We start from the raw sequence: 15,313 nt of genomic DNA on the forward strand, positions 1-15,313 counted from the left end.
AATTTGAGTTAGATATAAAAAAATGATTATTGCAGATAAAAAGAAAATTATTTTTATCCACATAGAAAAAACAGGCGGTAGTAGCATAACTACACTTTTAGCACCCTACATATCAGAAAAATATAGAAGTAAAAATGCCAGAATGCCAGAGACTGGACGGGGATGGAGAAAAACTTGGCATATTAACAATCAACACGCAAAATTTTCTGATTCATTACCCATTTTAGATAAATTAGGCATTGACCCCCAAGAATATTTTAAATTTACCGTTGTCCGCAATCCTTATAGCTGGCTATTTTCAGTTTGGGGCGATCAATATCACTCTCCTATCAAAAGAAAAACTCTAGTGAATCGTCTGAGGTTTCAAATTGGTAAATACATTGGGCTCAAGCAAATGGCTACTCAACATTTTTATCAAATGTATCCCGAGGGTAGTTTTAAAAACTTTGTTTTGTTTATAGATCATATAGTATCTAACTATCCTTCATCTTTTATTAAGAGATACGTGGGAGCAACCGATCAATATAGCTATATTGAAAACGATCGCGATCTCAAATTTGATTTTATTTGCAAATTAGAAAATATGGATCGAGATTTGGGAAAAATGAATAATATCATTGAATTAGACGACAACTTAAAAATTCCTCACAGAAACAAAAATAGTAAAGTCACTAACAAGGAAAAATATCTAGATTATTATGACGATGAATCAATCAAAATAGTAAATCGGATTTTTGTCCGTGATTTTGAGACTTTTGATTATCAACCTATATTGAATTGAGTCAAATAGCAGACTACGGTGTTAAAAAAAAAATTAAAAACTTGAAAACCGAACGTGAAAAAGCAAATTCTATTATCAACTCCTCATATTGGAGAGCAAGAACGAAAATTTGTCACTGAGGCATTTGACACTAATTGGGTTGCCCCTGTTGGGCCTCATATAAATGCTTTTGAACGAGAATTTTCTCAGGCAGTCGGTACAAAATATGCTGCTGCCCTAGCTTCAGGTACGGCAGCTTTACACTTAGCTCTCAGGTTAGTAGGAGTTAAAGCAGAAGATGAAGTATTTTGTTCGACTTTTACTTTTATCGCTAGTGCCAGTCCTATTACCTATTTAGGAGCTAAACCCGTCTTCATAGATAGCGATCGCAGTTCTTGGAACATGGATCCCAATCTTTTGGCAAAAGCTCTAGCCGAAAAAGCTAAAGTAAATCAACTTCCCAAAGCCGTAGTGCTAGTACATTTATACGGACAAAGTGCCGATATAGAACCCATATTAGAGCTTTGCGATCGCTATGAAGTGCCTTTGATTGAAGATGCAGCAGAAGCTTTAGGAGCTACCTACAAAAATACTTCTCCTGGTACTTGGGGCAAAACAGGAATTTTCTCTTTCAATGGAAATAAAATTATTACTACTTCTGGTGGGGGAATGTTAATCTCCGACGATGAGGAATTAATCGAACAAGCTCGGTTTTTAGCTACTCAGGCTAGAGATCCCGAACCTCATTACGAACATACTCAAATTGGTTATAATTATCGACTGAGTAATATTTGTGCTGGGATTGGCAGAGGTCAGCTTGCGGTTTTACAAGATAGAGTTGCTGCTCGCTGTCGCAATTTTGCCGCCTATAAATCTGCTTTAAGGGATCTGCCTGGAGTTAATTTTATGCCCGAACCAGATTATGGAAGAAGCACTCACTGGCTGAGTTGTTTGACTTTTGAGCCAGAAGTAGCGGGTATCGATCGCGAAAGAATTCGTCTTCATTTGGCAGAACAGAATATAGAAACCAGACCTCTATGGAAACCTATGCACCTACAACCCATATTTTCTAGCAGTGAGTGTTTTAATAGTGGAGTGTCAGAAGAACTATTTCAAAAAGGTCTATGTTTGCCTTCGGGTTCTAACTTGACCGAAGAAGATTTGCATAGAGTAATCGATAATATAAAAGAAGCTTATCAATCGAGATAAATATTTCTTCAATTTTCATAATGAAGCTGATAATCTTGAAGAAAACTTTATTATATCTTTACTATTCTTCGGCTATCATGTCTTAAGTGTATTTACATAAGTATTTATTCTTTACTATTTTAAAAATTACATTGTTACAAAGTGACATTTGCTTATGAACCCCTCTCAAAACTCTGTGGATTTAGATCAATATTGGCAAATCGTTAAGAGACATTGGTTGCCAGGTTCGGTAGTTTTTTTATCGATATTGACTTTAGGCGTTATAGCTACTTCTCTTAAAGAAAATGTTTATGAAGCAGAAGCTAAACTAAAGTTCAAGCAAAACACAGTAACAGGAACTTTATCGGATGTAGGTAAAGTTTTAGAAGGATTTTCTCCTATTGCAGACCGCGGAAACCCGATTGCTACTGAAGCAGAGGTATTGCGTTCCGTTCCTTTAATTAAGCAAACTATTGAAGATCCTCAATTAAGCCTCAGAAATAGTGAAGGACAAAAATTAAGCGTAAATGCCTTTGCCAGAAGACTCAAAGTGGGGTCTTTACCATCTACAGATATTCTCAAGGTATCTTACTCTAGTAAAAGCCCCGAACAAGCAGCAAAAATTGTTAACACTCTAGTTAGAAACTACTTACAAAACAACCAAGTAGTCAATACAGCTGAAGCGGTTGCTGCTAGAGAATTTTTGGAATTGCAACTTCCGAAAGTAGAAAAATCTTTACGAGAAACGGAAGCACAAATACGAGAAATTAAAGAATCAAACGAGTTTATCAATCCTGCGGAAGATACGAGAGCGTTAATTACTTCCCAACAAGAATTAGAAGACGAAATAGTTAGAACTCGTGGCGAGCTAGCCAATGCGGAGTCTCAAGCTAATTACATTCGAGAAAAATTAGGTTTAACTACTCAAGAGGCCTTTGTACTGTCTACTATCGGTCAATCTTCAGAAATTCGCAGTACTCTCGATCGGTTGGAAGAGGCTGAATCTCAACTATCCGTCGCTCAAACAAAATTTACTGATAATAGTCCCAATATTATCGATCTTAAAAACGAAATTAATTCTTTTAAAAATCGCTTGAAACAGCAAGCTGCCGCCGTAGGAGGAGCTAATGCGGTAGAAATATTACTCAATAATAAATCGGGAGTAGTTCAACAAGAATTAACTAGCCAACTGATTCGATTAGAAGCCCGCAATGATGGATTGAAAAAACAGTTAGTTAGTTTAGAAGGATTGGCGGATAGTCGAAGAGCGAAAATCAAAAAAGTTCCCCAGCTAGAAGAGAAACTTAGTAAATTAGAAAGGCAAGCTAGATCTTATCAATCTTCTTATGACGTTCTTTGGAATCAGCTAGAAACAGTTAAAATTGCTGAAAGCCAAGACCTAGGGAACGTAAGGGTAATTTCTAATGCGGTCGTGCCGACTACTCCTGTTTCTTCTCGTGGAGTAGGCTATTTAGCATCTGCCTCTCTAGCATCATTAGCAGCAGCGGGTGTAATCTATCTTCTAGAAATTAGCGATAAGTCGATTAGAACTATCGAAGAAGCCAAACAGCTATATGGCTATACTTGGTTGGGTGTAATTCCTAGTACGGATAATGTAGATCGTTTGAGTTTGCCAGAGGCAGGGGATCGCGATCCTACTATTCCCAAACTAGTGGTAAGAGATTATCCTTCCCTACCTTTGAGCGAGTCTTATCGGATGTTACAATCTAATATCAAATTTTTAAACTCCGATCGCATTGCTAAAACTATAGTAATTACTAGTTCTGCTGCTCAAGAAGGAAAATCAACGGTGGCAGCCAACTTAGCAGCAGCGATGGCACAAGTAGGTAATAAAGTCCTATTGGTTGATGCAAATTTACACGCTCCTAACCAACATCGCATTTGGGACAGATATAACAATAGTGGTTTGAGCAATGTGATCTCCGAACAGCTAGATCCTCGAATGACCATTGACGAAGTAATGCCCAACCTAGACTTGCTTACATCTGGTACGGCTACTCTTTCTCCAGCTACCTTGCTCGATTCTCAAAGAATGAGAATGTTGATGGACTATTGGTCGGAACGTTATGATTTTGTCATTTTTGACACACCATCATTAGATATGACTGCGGATGCTCCCATTATGGGTCGTATGGCTGATGGAGTTTTGCTAGTAGTCAGACCTGGATTTGTCGAAAGATCTCAAGCAACATTTACTAAGGAGATGCTAGCTCAATCGGGAATCAATATATTGGGTATTATCTTTAACGGAATTACGCCTCAATTTGAGTCTACTCCATTTTATTATCAAGCTCTAGCAAGCCAGCAAGCTGTAGAAGAACAAAACAGATTAACCGAAAGTAGGGCTGCTGATTCCAAAGGTGAATTGTGGGATGCTATTTCCTCTATATCTAGGGAGTCAAATAAAAATAAACTGAATGGTAATTTGGGAGAAAAAGAACTTCAGGTAGCTCCTCTAGAAAAACTGGAAGCAATGGTGCAATCTCTACAACAAGATTTAGGAGATTTAGATTTATTGGTAAGAGAACAAGAAGAAGAGTTATTAAGCCAACGTCAGAAAGTTAAAAAATTACAGCGTCAAGCTAATGTAGCGACAGAAAACGAGCGTTTTTACTTGGAAAATCAATTAAACCAAGAGCAGGAAAGAAAAAGAATGCTTGATGAGACGCTCGTAGGACAAAAACGCAATCTAGAAAAGCGTCGTGAAGTACTCTATCGATATCAACAAATTTTGGCAAATAGAAAAAAAGCTAGTACGCAAATTTTGTAATTGAAAATTTAAACAACTAAATCATTTTTACCTAAAAGAAGGGGAGAAAAATATTCTTCCCTTTTTTTATCCTTCAGTAAAATTTACTCATTAATTATTAATCAATTCTTCTTTGATAGGTTCGGATTCTGATTTTAAATTTTCTGTTTTTAATTGTTCTTGCGCCATTAAATTAATAATTGAAGCTTTATCTAATAAACCAAAGACTTTTCCTGTTTCTGCTACAACTACTAGCTCTCTGGGAGTATTAGTTTCAAACTCTTTAGCTACATCTAATAAAGAAGTATTGGCTGAAATAATATTCTTGGGAGAAACGGGTTGAATCAACTCATGGATGTAAATTTCATTCCACTGAGAAGTAGGAGTTTGTTTTAAATCAGCGATCGCAATTTCTCCGAGTAAATTTTGTTCTTCATCCACTACCAAAAATTTTTTCCATTTCTCTTTGCCAATTACGTAGTCGTTCACAAATTCCCTGACGGTAAGATTGCTATGAACTAGCGGACTATCAGCAACGATCGCATCTAAAGCAGTATATTGACCGAGTTTATCTTGAACTGCGGCAGATTGAGCGGCAAAACCTGCGTTGCGTAAAAGGAAAGCACCGATAAATAGAGTCCAAATACTTCCTACTTGACTGATGCCTAAAATAGATAAGAAACCCAAGCCAATCCCTAACCAACCGATTGCTTGACCCACTCTTCCCGCAAAAATAATACCCTTGTTGGGATTACCTGTAATTTTCCAAACAATAGCTTTGAGGACGTTTCCGCCATCTAAAGGTAGCCCAGGAATCATATTAAATAGAGCTAATACCAAGTTAATATACGCTACTAAAGAAACAATTGCTTTCAGGGGCAAACTTAAAGTGGCAGTAGCTGCTACAAAAGAAAAGAGACCGAATAGGAGAACGCTAACTAATGGCCCTGCAACAGCAACTAGAAAAGCTTGTAGGGGAGTGTCTGATTCTTTTTCTAAGGTTGCCAAGCCACCAAAAATAAATAAAGTAATCGATTTGACTGGTATTCCTTGGGAGATAGCAACAAAACTGTGACCGAGTTCATGAGCGAGAACCGATGAAAATAGCAACAAAGCAGCTACTAAGCCCAAAAACCAAGGCATTATTCCCGTTAATTCTGGAAATTGAGTCAAGTTAGAACCATAGCTCCAAGTAACCAATCCCAAGACAAAAAACCACGATGGGTTAATAAAAAAAGGTATTCCAAATAAGTTACCGATCCGAATGTTGCCGTTCATGGCATTCTCCTTTACTTAAAAACTAATAAACGATTTCACTGCTGAATAAAAGTGGTTTATATTTTTATTGGCTATAAAAAGATTGTAACGAACTGTGAAAAAGTGTTCATTTTAACAATTACAGTAAAAACCGTCCTAAAAATTACGGTAACAACTGGGCATATCTTGGGCATAATAGATATAGTGGAGAGATGTCAATATGAATATGTCAGATACAACGCCGTCCTACCCCAACTCTTACAGTCAAGAAGAAATCCAAGAAATACTTCAGTTAGCGATCGCTAGCCATCATACAGAAGAAGAACTAAGCAGACAGCAACTGTGGGAAATTGCTGCGGAATTAGACATTAGCGATGCCATCATCCAATCTGCGGAACGGGATTGGTTGGCTAAAAAAGCTCTAGATAGTCAACGTCGGTCTTTTAATTTACATCGCCGTCAGAAATTTCAGCAGAAATTAACTAAATTTGCCATTATTAACACTTTCTTAGTTTCATTTAATTTGATTGTGGCAGGAACTTTATCTTGGTCTTTATATATTTTATTATTTTGGGGACTGGGAGTAGCCTTGAATGGTTGGAAAGCCTATCAATCTGGAGGTGAAGCCTACGAGCGAGAATTTCAACGTTGGAGTTTTCAAAATGAAGTCAAACAAACTGTCGCTACAGTCTGGACGAAAATCCAACAAGCTTGGCAAGCTTAATTGTTCTTATCTTAATACCCAATATTTTGTATTAATTGCTACTTAAACTGGGCTAAAGAGAAGCTAATTTATTAAGTATCTATTTGTCCTAAATTTTTAGATGCGATCGGAAAATAGAGCAAAGATAGTCAAAATGATTTTGATTGTTATGATAATCAATTGCGATCGCACCGTTGTTTCAGACAAATAAATCTGTAGTTAGTAAAGGGCATAAATATCGATGGTAGCGATGGGTGTTTTTCCAGCTATCTACTCTACTCTATCTCCTCAAGCCTTAATAGATGGAGTTATCTCTAGATACGAACTGGGGACAATCGAAAAGTGTTTGTTTTGGCATCGTGGCTTGAGCGATATTTATTTAATTGAAACCAGAAAAAAGCCCTATATTCTTAAAGTTTCCCACCATCACTGGCGGACTAAGTCGGAAATTCAATTTGAGCTAGAGTTTTTGGATTTTTTGTCCCAGCAGAATATTCCTGTTGCCAATCCTTTAAAAACTACCACAGGAGATTTATTTGTCACAATTCGGGCAGTAGAAGGCGATCGCTATGCTGCTTTATTTCCCTTTGCCCCAGGAGAAGTTCCTCAAGGAGACTTCAATCTCGACCAGAGTAAAATTATGGGGAAAACTTTAGCTTCGATCCATCGTTCGGCTTTAGAATTCGATCCCAATGCTTCTCGTCCAGATTTAAACCTAGAATATTTATTAGATGATTCCCTAGAAGTAATTCGTCCCTATTTGCGTCATAACCATGGGGATTTAAAATATCTAGAACGAGAAATTAGCAAAATTCAGCAGCAATTAGCTTGTCTGGAACAAACATCTCCTCTTTGGAGCGTATGTTGGGGAGATCCTCATAGTGGAAACGTTCACTTTACTTCAGACAACCAAATAACTTTATTTGATTTCGATCAGTGCGGTTATGGTTGGCGTATTTTTGATATTGCTAAGTTTTTGCAAGTTTCTTTGAATGCAGGTATTCAGCGTCAAGTGAGAGATGGTTTATTGGCTGGCTACCAACAAGTTCAAGAACTTACGGAATTAGAACTCGCTTCTCTCCAACCTCTGACCCAGATGGCTCATATTTGGGCTTGGGCGATCGGCATTAATGCTTCTGCAATTCATAATTGGTCTAGATTAGACGATTTTTATATTACAAGACATTTACACCAACTCAAAAGATTGGGTTCTCACGATTGGCAATTATTTTAAAGGAATGAAGGATGAAGGATGGGGAAGTTGTTATCAGTTAACACAATAGATGAAAATTTCTCTACGAGTTTTCAAAACCTTGAGTATAGTCATTAACGCATAAGTTGTAAAAAATTAACTCAAAAGCTGACAATATCCGAACCGATCGACTCATAAATTGCAAAAATCAGGCATGATATTCTGCTGAGATTGCGATCGCATCTATTACCGATTTACGGAATTATCGGTAGTCAAAAGACAAATTTTCCGAAATGTGAATAAGAGCCGTCAAATAAAGCTGGTAAAGAACTTAGCTGTTTTCGTGTAAGGCATTAGTTAATTCCTGAAGAAACTTTATAATCTCACTTCTTTTTACGATATCTGACAAAAGTAAAGCTTGAAGAGAATTGGGACTATTTAACATCTGAGATTGTAACTCTTTTAAATCACATCTTAGTTGAGCTACTTCTAGATTAAGCTTTTCATTTTTCTCTCGTTCATCTTGAAGAGCCTTTTCTAGATCGCTTCTCTGTTTTCCAATTGTTTGGTTACTTTTTACTAGAGATTTATTCTTAGTGATCATTAACTTAGTAAGTTTGGCGACAGCTTCATTTTTCTCCAGAGTACAAAGCAACTGAGCTTTCTGAGAATCTGTCAAGTGTTTAGCAATATTCTGATTAATCTTATAATTGTTTTTAAGTTCTTTTGCTAAATCGTACAATAATTGACCTTTAATTTTAGAAGTCATGAGTATTAATTATTTTTTTATATATCCTTATAGTAAAAAAAATAGTCTCCTAAAGCAGCAGGATTAATACTTAATTTATTGGAGAAATATATTAATTTTTAATTCATTATGTAATTCAGTAAAACTAAAAATTTACTTGAATATATATAGAAAAGCATCTTGTTTTTATAAAAAATTCGTAAAGATTAGTGTTTTTTGGGAATGCGATAGTTATTCGGGTTAATAGGGGTATGGGGACGATTAATAAATTTTACTCATATATCTATCAAACTTGATGATGCTAAACTCCAAATATCCTAAATCGTAATTACTAAGAGCAAACCTCAAAACTGCATATAGAATTATCAAGAATGTAATATTGTATATTATTGCTAATAACACTTGTATATAAATGAACCAAAAAATGTATAGAAAAATGTTATTCCAGTCGCTCATACTGGTATTTTTAATTCAAATTATTCCTAGCACCATACAATCTGCTTCTGCCAAAAAGCCTCATCCACACAAACATAAAACTAATCAATTTCATAATAGCGGTCACAGCGATCGTGTGGTCAGCCTAAACAAAGCTCAAAGAGACAATTTAGTCGATATACTTAACGGGCGAGAGCGCAATTTTAATTTGAGTCCCACAATTAGAGTAGAAATAAACAATGGGGTAAATTCCCTGCCACCAGGCATTCAAAAACAGTTAGCTAGAGGTAAAACTTTGCCCCCTGGAATTGCCAAAAAAGTAGTATTGCCAAATTCGGTAAACAGTCACTTGAATTTATCTTCAGATGCCACAATTGTTGTGATTGGTTCTTCGGTAGTACTTGTAAATCCCCAAAATCTAATCTTGGATGTTTTGCATGGTATTTTTTAGCTGCGCTGACTGAGGGGTATGACTACCCCTGCCAACATCAAAGCTATTGAAGCAGAATGAAAGGAAATTGCTTGCGATCCGATTTATGAAATGATTGGCAACAAAATGGATATTTCAAAAATATCCCCCACTAGCTCAAACAACTAGACTAAATTATCTTCCAACCAGCAAAAGTGGGGTCGAAGTCGAGATCGAAGACCGTCTCTCATCAAAAGATCTAGATTCGGGTATAATTGTAAAGAAACGTAAATTTTTTTTAATAAACACGTATCTTTCTCAAAAGTATCGACATCAAATTCAATGGTTTTGTTCAATTCCACCGAGCCAATTATTCGTCGCAAACAGCACGCTTTAGACATTCAAGATCGTCAAGGTTTACTCCAACTAAAACTAAAAATAAGTAATACAACTCTATTTAATAATATCTATACAAGAATCGATCAAGTTTTTGTACTTTGGGGAATAATTTCCGCAGTTATTTTCTTTACGGCACAATTTGCTCCTATTGATTGGATTACCCAAGCTATTGTGTGGTCGATACTTACTGGAATTGGCATTGTGGGAATGACTGTCTTAACATATTTTTGGGTCAGAGTAGAACGACTGCGTTGGGTACTCTATAGTTGGATTGTCTTAATGTTTGGTGGCATAGTTGTTACCGACTTAAGTCTTTTATTCGGATGGGGACAAATATTGATGCGCCTTTGTCATCTTTGGTTGGGATTGAGTGCTGTTGGCTATTTTTGTACTGGTTGGGGATTGCGATCGCGTGCTTTTTTCATTGCAGGTATTTTTCACTTGGTAGGTATTTCGATCTTGCCTTGGTGCGTGGGTTGGCAATTTCTAGCTACAGGATTGGTGATGACAGCAAACTTACTAATCTTTGCCGAAACTCAATGGGATATGCGCTCTCCCATAGACAATTACAATCTTTTAACCGAAAAACAAAAAGAATTTAATCGCCAACAATATTTAATTCGTCAAACAGAATCTTGCCGTTTATAGAATCTATTGAAGATCTTAATGAAAGAAAAGATCGCAGAGAATAAGGTTTTCCAGGAATTTGACCAATAAACAGTAGATAATAACAAAACCTCATAGATATGGGAGTAATTCTTTAAATATGGGAACAATACAAATTGATAGCTATTAAGCACAACTATTTTGTTTTTGTTCCTAATTATTTATGAGCAGTTATCGCATAAAGCTCTGGAATTATCCCCTATTTCAAATTCCTTTAATTGGTTTTGGATTATGTTTGTCAGCAGCAGCATTGTTTTGGCTTCTAGGTTTTGGCAGACCTCAAGTAGCTGTTGCGATCGCACTCGATCTTAGTGGTAGTACTTACAACAACCAGATAGAACTTTTTAACAGCCCTGGTACAGTTCTCAACAAAGAAATTCAGGCGGTACAGGCTTATCTCAAACAAAATAACGAAGAAGTTTTGCGCAGTCCCAATCAAGTGAAGGTATTTGGTTTTGGGGGCATGGTTAAATCTTTAACAGGAAATTTCAACGCTAATAGTCAAAAAGTAGAAAAATCTTTATTAGAAGCTTTAAAAACCGAGAGATTAGCCCAAGAAATTAAACCTGACAGTACGGACATCAACTTGGCTATTACAACAGGAATAAATTCTTTGAGAACTGTTCCTAAAAAATGTCGAGAACTCATTCTCGTCACCGATGGACAGGGGACTGTTTCTCCTGGGGTTATTGCTGAAGCTAGAGGTAATAAAGTCAAAATAAATTCGGTAGTAGTCGGACAACAAGCATTAGCATTACGTGCTGCTTCTTTTACAACTGGAGGAAAGTATTTGTCTGGAGGAAGTAACGATTTGAGTACTTTCTTTACCAGTAACTTTTTTAACTCTTTTAACAGCAACCTTAAATGGATTGTCTTTTGGTTGGGATTTGCCTGGATTAGTCTGATGTGGATGCTAGTTCTACCTTTAGATCGTTGGTTGTTTCAAGGTGCGTTGGGAATGCAAATAGATCGTGCAGGAAAGCTAGCTATCTCTCATGCTCTTTTTTGGACGGTAGTTACTTTTTCTGCCATCTGGAAGTTTTGGGGAATTCCTTTCTTATCAGGTTGCTAGTAGCCAATCCCAATTCAATTTCATTAAAAACATTAACGAGGAAAAAATTATGCCAGTAGAAGAAAAAAGTATGGTGCCTACAATTTTAGTAGGCGTGGGCGGTACGGGAGCAGAAGTTTTATCGCGAGTTCGGCGTTTTGTCGAAGAAACTTATGGCAGCCTCGACAAGTTTCCCATTTTCAGCTTTTTGTGGATCGATACAGATAAAGGTTATAAAATCAGCAATCCTGAAGCAGCAGGAAGTCCGTTTAAAGATCCCGAAAAATGCCACGCTACCGTAAGCGGGACAGAAGCAGAAACTATCCTGACTGATATGAGCAAATATCCCTGGATTCAAAAATGGTTTCCTCCCGAACTCGAACGTAATATTTCTTCTTTAGAAGCTGGTGCGGGACAAATTAGAGCTTGTGGTCGTTTTGCTTTTGTGTGTAATTATCACAAGATTCAAAATTCTTTTAATCGGGCTTTAGCTCGCATCAAAGGCAAAGAAACCTATATGCGAGACAAATATGGGGTTCGAGTTCTAACTAACCAAATTAATGTTTTTGTTACGGGTTCGATCTCTGGAGGTACTGGTAGCGGAATGCTGATCGACCTGGGTTACTGTATTCGTCATTGGCTGCAAGGACAAGGAAGCAGCAAAATTACGGCTATTGTTCCCATGCCTGATGCTTTTGCAGGAATTAGCGTTGGTTCTGGAGTAATATCTAATGGTTACGCAGCTTTAATGGAGTTGAGCTATTTTTCCGACTATCGTACCGAGTTTGTCGAAAAATACACCATGAGCAACATGGACGAAGTGCGCTCGGTCAAACCACCCTTTGACTTTACTTACTTGACGGGGACAAAAAACGGCGAAAGTGAATTTAAACTGGGTCAACTGCGGGAAGCAATAGCACAAAACATCTTTCTCGATATGACCTCAGAATTTGCCCCCTACAAACGTAGCATTCGCGACAATATTAAAAAGTCTTGGACGGTGTCGGATAATCAAGAAGGTAGAGGCTATTCCAGACAGTTTATGAGTTTCGGCTTGTCTACCATTGAAATTCCTGTCAGTCTGATTCGTGCTTGTCTGGGCTATCGCCTCGGCAAAGATTTAGTCAGTTGGTGGCTGAACGAAGATATGCAGCTTCCTCCGCAAATGTTGGAACTAGTTCGAGGGGATATTCTCAAAGGAATGCGACTCAGCGAACAAGAAATGATTACCGATCTTTCTACCGCTAAAGACCGTCCCATTGCTGCTTTAATCGCTCAGTGGCTCAATGAAATTCGTAACGACATAACTAACGAAAACCGCTTGCAGTGTACCCAACAAGGTCCTAATTTATTGGGTAAAGAAAAAGGCAAAATTTTAGCTTTCACGAACTATTTACAAGAAAAATGGCAAACTTTCCGAACTGAAAATATTAAAGAAATTAGTCCCGATGAGAGAGTACATGGAGAGTTTCTGCAAAATATGTACCGCAGTCGTAACTACATCATTAAGCGGGGTTGCGATGCACTAGAAGCCGAACTATACCGTATTTTAGAAGACCGCAATCGCAGTTTGCCTTTTGCGGAAGTCTTTTTAACTACTGTCGGGCAAGTATTTGAAGCTACTACTGAAAAATTCCGTCGCGAACAGGAATTACAAAGCAAAATTGAAAGTAGCAGAACCAAACAATATGAAAATGCCAAACAAGATATCAACGAACTCAAGGATAAATATGGTGCTACCAAACAGGCAAAAATGGAGCAGCTATGCGAAATAGCTTTAACTGCGATCGATGGTAGTATTAATGCGACTATTCGCCGTAAAGCCAGATCTTTGGGCTTGGAAGTAATCGCTCGTTTGAAAGAACATCTTCAAGTGCTACAACAACGTCTTAATAGTTTCCGTCAAAGAAGTATTCAATTACGAGACTATTTCGACAAAAAAGCCAAGCAAGAAGCAGATCGAGCCGATGCACTACAGATAAACGGTATCAAGCTTTATAACCGCAATGAGTTAAATAGTTTGTATCAAGACCTCATCGAACAGTTAGCAGGAACTTCTGAAGATAATCGGACGCTTTATGAACGAGGTATGGATTCTATTTGCACCCTAATTTCTCAAGATATCTTGGCTAAATCTAGTCCCTTATGGAAAGACAATCGCGAGGCGGACGAAATAATGCGTTTGTTGGACTTGACTGAAATACCATCGGTCAATCAAGAAGATATTGAAGAAATTATTTACGAAAGGAGTAAGAACGTAATCGAACAAGCACCAGTAGCAAGTCAAATAATTAAAGACTTAGCAGCTTGCGATCGCATTTTTAAAACCTTTAGCGATGAAAGCGAAATTACCAGTCGAGTCCGCATGGCTTACCAAAAATCTCAGCCTTTGATGCTTCTTAACAGGGCGATGATCGCTCAAGCTGGATTTAAGCCTCCTATTGCCAAAAATACTAACGTTGCGATTATCGGCGGAAATAGCCCAGCCAGCCCCGCCGCTCAAAAAATGCTGCCGATTATTCAGCAATTCGTACCAAACAGTGACGATATCAAACCGTTAGGAGAAAACGAACGCCATCGCATCGTCTTCGTGCAAGAAATGGGTGGTTTTTCTCTGCGTTGTATTGAAGGAATTCAAGTATTGCGGAAGTCTTATCAAGAATGGTTGGGCGAAAGTATTATCGCCAGACGAGCCAGACTGAGAGGCGAACATAAAGAACCTCCAATCCCCGTACATATTACTAAAGCAGTCGCTTTTTGGGACTTTTTTCCCGAAGATCGCAAAATCTACGAACTAGTATTGCAAGCTAGAGCTTTGGGGATTTTGTTTGCCGATGTCAATCGCGCTACCCAAGAACCAACTATCCGTTATAAACATAAAACCAACACGGGTATTCAGAAAGTGGATTTGGCTTCTAATTGGGAAGAAGCAATACAGGTATTGGAAGTACGGGCTTGTCTCGAAGACAAACAAGAAATCCAACGTCAAGTTGATGCTGTTTACGACGCAGCCAAAACGGAAGTTCTCAAGCAACAACTTCAACAACAGTTAATTGATTATCTGGCTCAAAGAAAAATGGAATTAGAAGGGGGTGAAGATTCTCCCCTTTATAAACGGGATAATGCCATAGTTAGCGGACTTATTAGTAATCATAAACTACCTGAGATCGCAGATTCAGCAGAAAATGAGATTTTAGCAAGTCGCCAAACCGTTCCCGTGACAGCAGGAGGACAAGTTAATTCTAACGGTTTGCAAACAGAACAAATCCCATCTCCAGCACCCAATACACCAACAGCAACCAATAGTAAAAGTAAAATGGAAGAACTAAAAGAGCTTAAGGAAATGTACGAACAAGGTATTTTAACCGCAGAAGAATTTACTACTGCTAAAAAAGTAATCCTAGGACTCTAATTTACTAATAATTAATCAAAAAAATAGGACTAACTCGTGTAGTCCTGTTTTTTGCTTTTAAAATATACTTTGGTAATCGGATTTAGTATTATTTATGGACAAGCCATATATTTTTCTTTTCTAGGTCTTGTTTTAGTTTCGTATTTTCCTTTCTTTTTATTCCATTCTCTATATTCTTCATAAACTGTTTTGGTTTTCTCTACTTTATCCCTACGTACCTCAACAGGCTGGCTTGGAGAAAAATTAGCCGTAAAAAATCCACGAGCAATAGTTGTTTTTTTATCTCTTATTTCATATTCAAAATCATTGATACCACTTAATAC

Annotated in this window: 12 protein-coding genes; 9 read left to right on the plus strand and 3 right to left on the minus strand. The window is 37.5% G+C overall.

Annotated features, from left to right (window positions below):
- The first annotated feature begins 22 nt into the window (after window positions 1-22).
- The 3 genes from AC33VI_RS07780 (at window position 23) to AC33VI_RS07790 (ending at window position 4,739) form a co-directional block, all read left to right on the plus strand.
- The gene (locus AC33VI_RS07780) at window positions 23-781 is read left to right on the plus strand and encodes a sulfotransferase family 2 domain-containing protein (RefSeq protein ID WP_491781697.1); all 759 of its coding nucleotides are present in this window, start codon (window positions 23-25) and stop codon (window positions 779-781) included.
- A 54-nt stretch (window positions 782-835) separates the two neighbouring features.
- Window positions 836-1,969 carry a DegT/DnrJ/EryC1/StrS family aminotransferase gene (locus tag AC33VI_RS07785; protein ID WP_491781698.1) on the plus strand — a complete coding sequence of 378 codons (1,134 nt, stop codon included), beginning with the start codon at window positions 836-838 and terminating at the stop codon, window positions 1,967-1,969.
- Between the two features lie 154 nt (window positions 1,970-2,123).
- Window positions 2,124-4,739, plus strand: coding sequence for a polysaccharide biosynthesis tyrosine autokinase (locus tag AC33VI_RS07790; RefSeq protein WP_491781699.1), 2,616 nt, complete (start codon window positions 2,124-2,126; stop codon window positions 4,737-4,739).
- A gap of 90 nt (window positions 4,740-4,829) precedes the next feature.
- On the opposite strand, the gene AC33VI_RS07795 is transcribed toward AC33VI_RS07790, so the two are convergent.
- Complete coding sequence (locus tag AC33VI_RS07795; RefSeq protein ID WP_491781700.1) at window positions 4,830-5,996, minus strand: site-2 protease family protein; 1,167 nt, start codon at window positions 5,994-5,996, stop codon at window positions 4,830-4,832.
- 199 nt (window positions 5,997-6,195) lie between these two features.
- Between AC33VI_RS07795 and AC33VI_RS07800 the strand changes: the two genes are divergently transcribed.
- Both AC33VI_RS07800 and AC33VI_RS07805 read left to right on the plus strand, forming a co-directional pair.
- Window positions 6,196-6,699, plus strand: coding sequence for a 2TM domain-containing protein (locus AC33VI_RS07800; protein ID WP_491781701.1), 504 nt, complete (start codon window positions 6,196-6,198; stop codon window positions 6,697-6,699).
- A gap of 229 nt (window positions 6,700-6,928) precedes the next feature.
- Window positions 6,929-7,912, plus strand: coding sequence for a phosphotransferase (locus AC33VI_RS07805; RefSeq protein WP_491781702.1), 984 nt, complete (start codon window positions 6,929-6,931; stop codon window positions 7,910-7,912).
- Between the two features lie 289 nt (window positions 7,913-8,201).
- On the opposite strand, the gene AC33VI_RS07810 is transcribed toward AC33VI_RS07805, so the two are convergent.
- Complete coding sequence (locus tag AC33VI_RS07810; protein WP_491781703.1) at window positions 8,202-8,639, minus strand: hypothetical protein; 438 nt, start codon at window positions 8,637-8,639, stop codon at window positions 8,202-8,204.
- A gap of 391 nt (window positions 8,640-9,030) precedes the next feature.
- Between AC33VI_RS07810 and AC33VI_RS07815 the strand changes: the two genes are divergently transcribed.
- The 4 genes from AC33VI_RS07815 (at window position 9,031) to AC33VI_RS07830 (ending at window position 14,990) form a co-directional block, all read left to right on the plus strand.
- Window positions 9,031-9,504, plus strand: coding sequence for a hypothetical protein (locus tag AC33VI_RS07815; RefSeq protein ID WP_491781704.1), 474 nt, complete (start codon window positions 9,031-9,033; stop codon window positions 9,502-9,504).
- A gap of 300 nt (window positions 9,505-9,804) precedes the next feature.
- On the plus strand, window positions 9,805-10,509 hold the full coding sequence (locus tag AC33VI_RS07820; protein ID WP_491781705.1) for a hypothetical protein: 705 nt from the start codon (window positions 9,805-9,807) through the stop codon (window positions 10,507-10,509).
- Between the two features lie 181 nt (window positions 10,510-10,690).
- Window positions 10,691-11,599: a vWA domain-containing protein gene (locus tag AC33VI_RS07825; protein WP_491781706.1), complete on the plus strand. Its 909-nt coding sequence runs from the start codon at window positions 10,691-10,693 to the stop codon at window positions 11,597-11,599.
- A gap of 49 nt (window positions 11,600-11,648) precedes the next feature.
- Entirely contained in the window at window positions 11,649-14,990 is a 3,342-nt protein-coding gene (locus tag AC33VI_RS07830) for a tubulin-like doman-containing protein (RefSeq protein ID WP_491781707.1), read from the plus strand.
- Between the two features lie 92 nt (window positions 14,991-15,082).
- Here the strand turns inward: AC33VI_RS07830 and AC33VI_RS07835 are convergent.
- Window positions 15,083-15,313, minus strand: a 231-nt coding sequence (locus AC33VI_RS07835) for a hypothetical protein (RefSeq protein ID WP_491781708.1), incomplete at its 5' end; no start/stop codon positions are given.

It is taken from the genome of Waterburya sp. (assembly GCF_058530065.1).

Coding starts and splice junctions, on each gene's coding strand:
- AC33VI_RS07780 (WP_491781697.1), top strand. CDS start 23: ATGATTATTGCAGATAAAAAGAAAATTATTTTTATCCACATAGAAAAA.
- AC33VI_RS07790 (WP_491781699.1), top strand. CDS start 2,124: ATGAACCCCTCTCAAAACTCTGTGGATTTAGATCAATATTGGCAAATC.
- AC33VI_RS07795 (WP_491781700.1), bottom strand. CDS start 5,996: ATGAACGGCAACATTCGGATCGGTAACTTATTTGGAATACCTTTTTTT.
- AC33VI_RS07800 (WP_491781701.1), top strand. CDS start 6,196: ATGAATATGTCAGATACAACGCCGTCCTACCCCAACTCTTACAGTCAA.
- AC33VI_RS07805 (WP_491781702.1), top strand. CDS start 6,929: ATGGGTGTTTTTCCAGCTATCTACTCTACTCTATCTCCTCAAGCCTTA.
- AC33VI_RS07810 (WP_491781703.1), bottom strand. CDS start 8,639: ATGACTTCTAAAATTAAAGGTCAATTATTGTACGATTTAGCAAAAGAA.
- AC33VI_RS07815 (WP_491781704.1), top strand. CDS start 9,031: ATGAACCAAAAAATGTATAGAAAAATGTTATTCCAGTCGCTCATACTG.
- AC33VI_RS07820 (WP_491781705.1), top strand. CDS start 9,805: ATGGTTTTGTTCAATTCCACCGAGCCAATTATTCGTCGCAAACAGCAC.
- AC33VI_RS07825 (WP_491781706.1), top strand. CDS start 10,691: ATGAGCAGTTATCGCATAAAGCTCTGGAATTATCCCCTATTTCAAATT.
- AC33VI_RS07830 (WP_491781707.1), top strand. CDS start 11,649: ATGCCAGTAGAAGAAAAAAGTATGGTGCCTACAATTTTAGTAGGCGTG.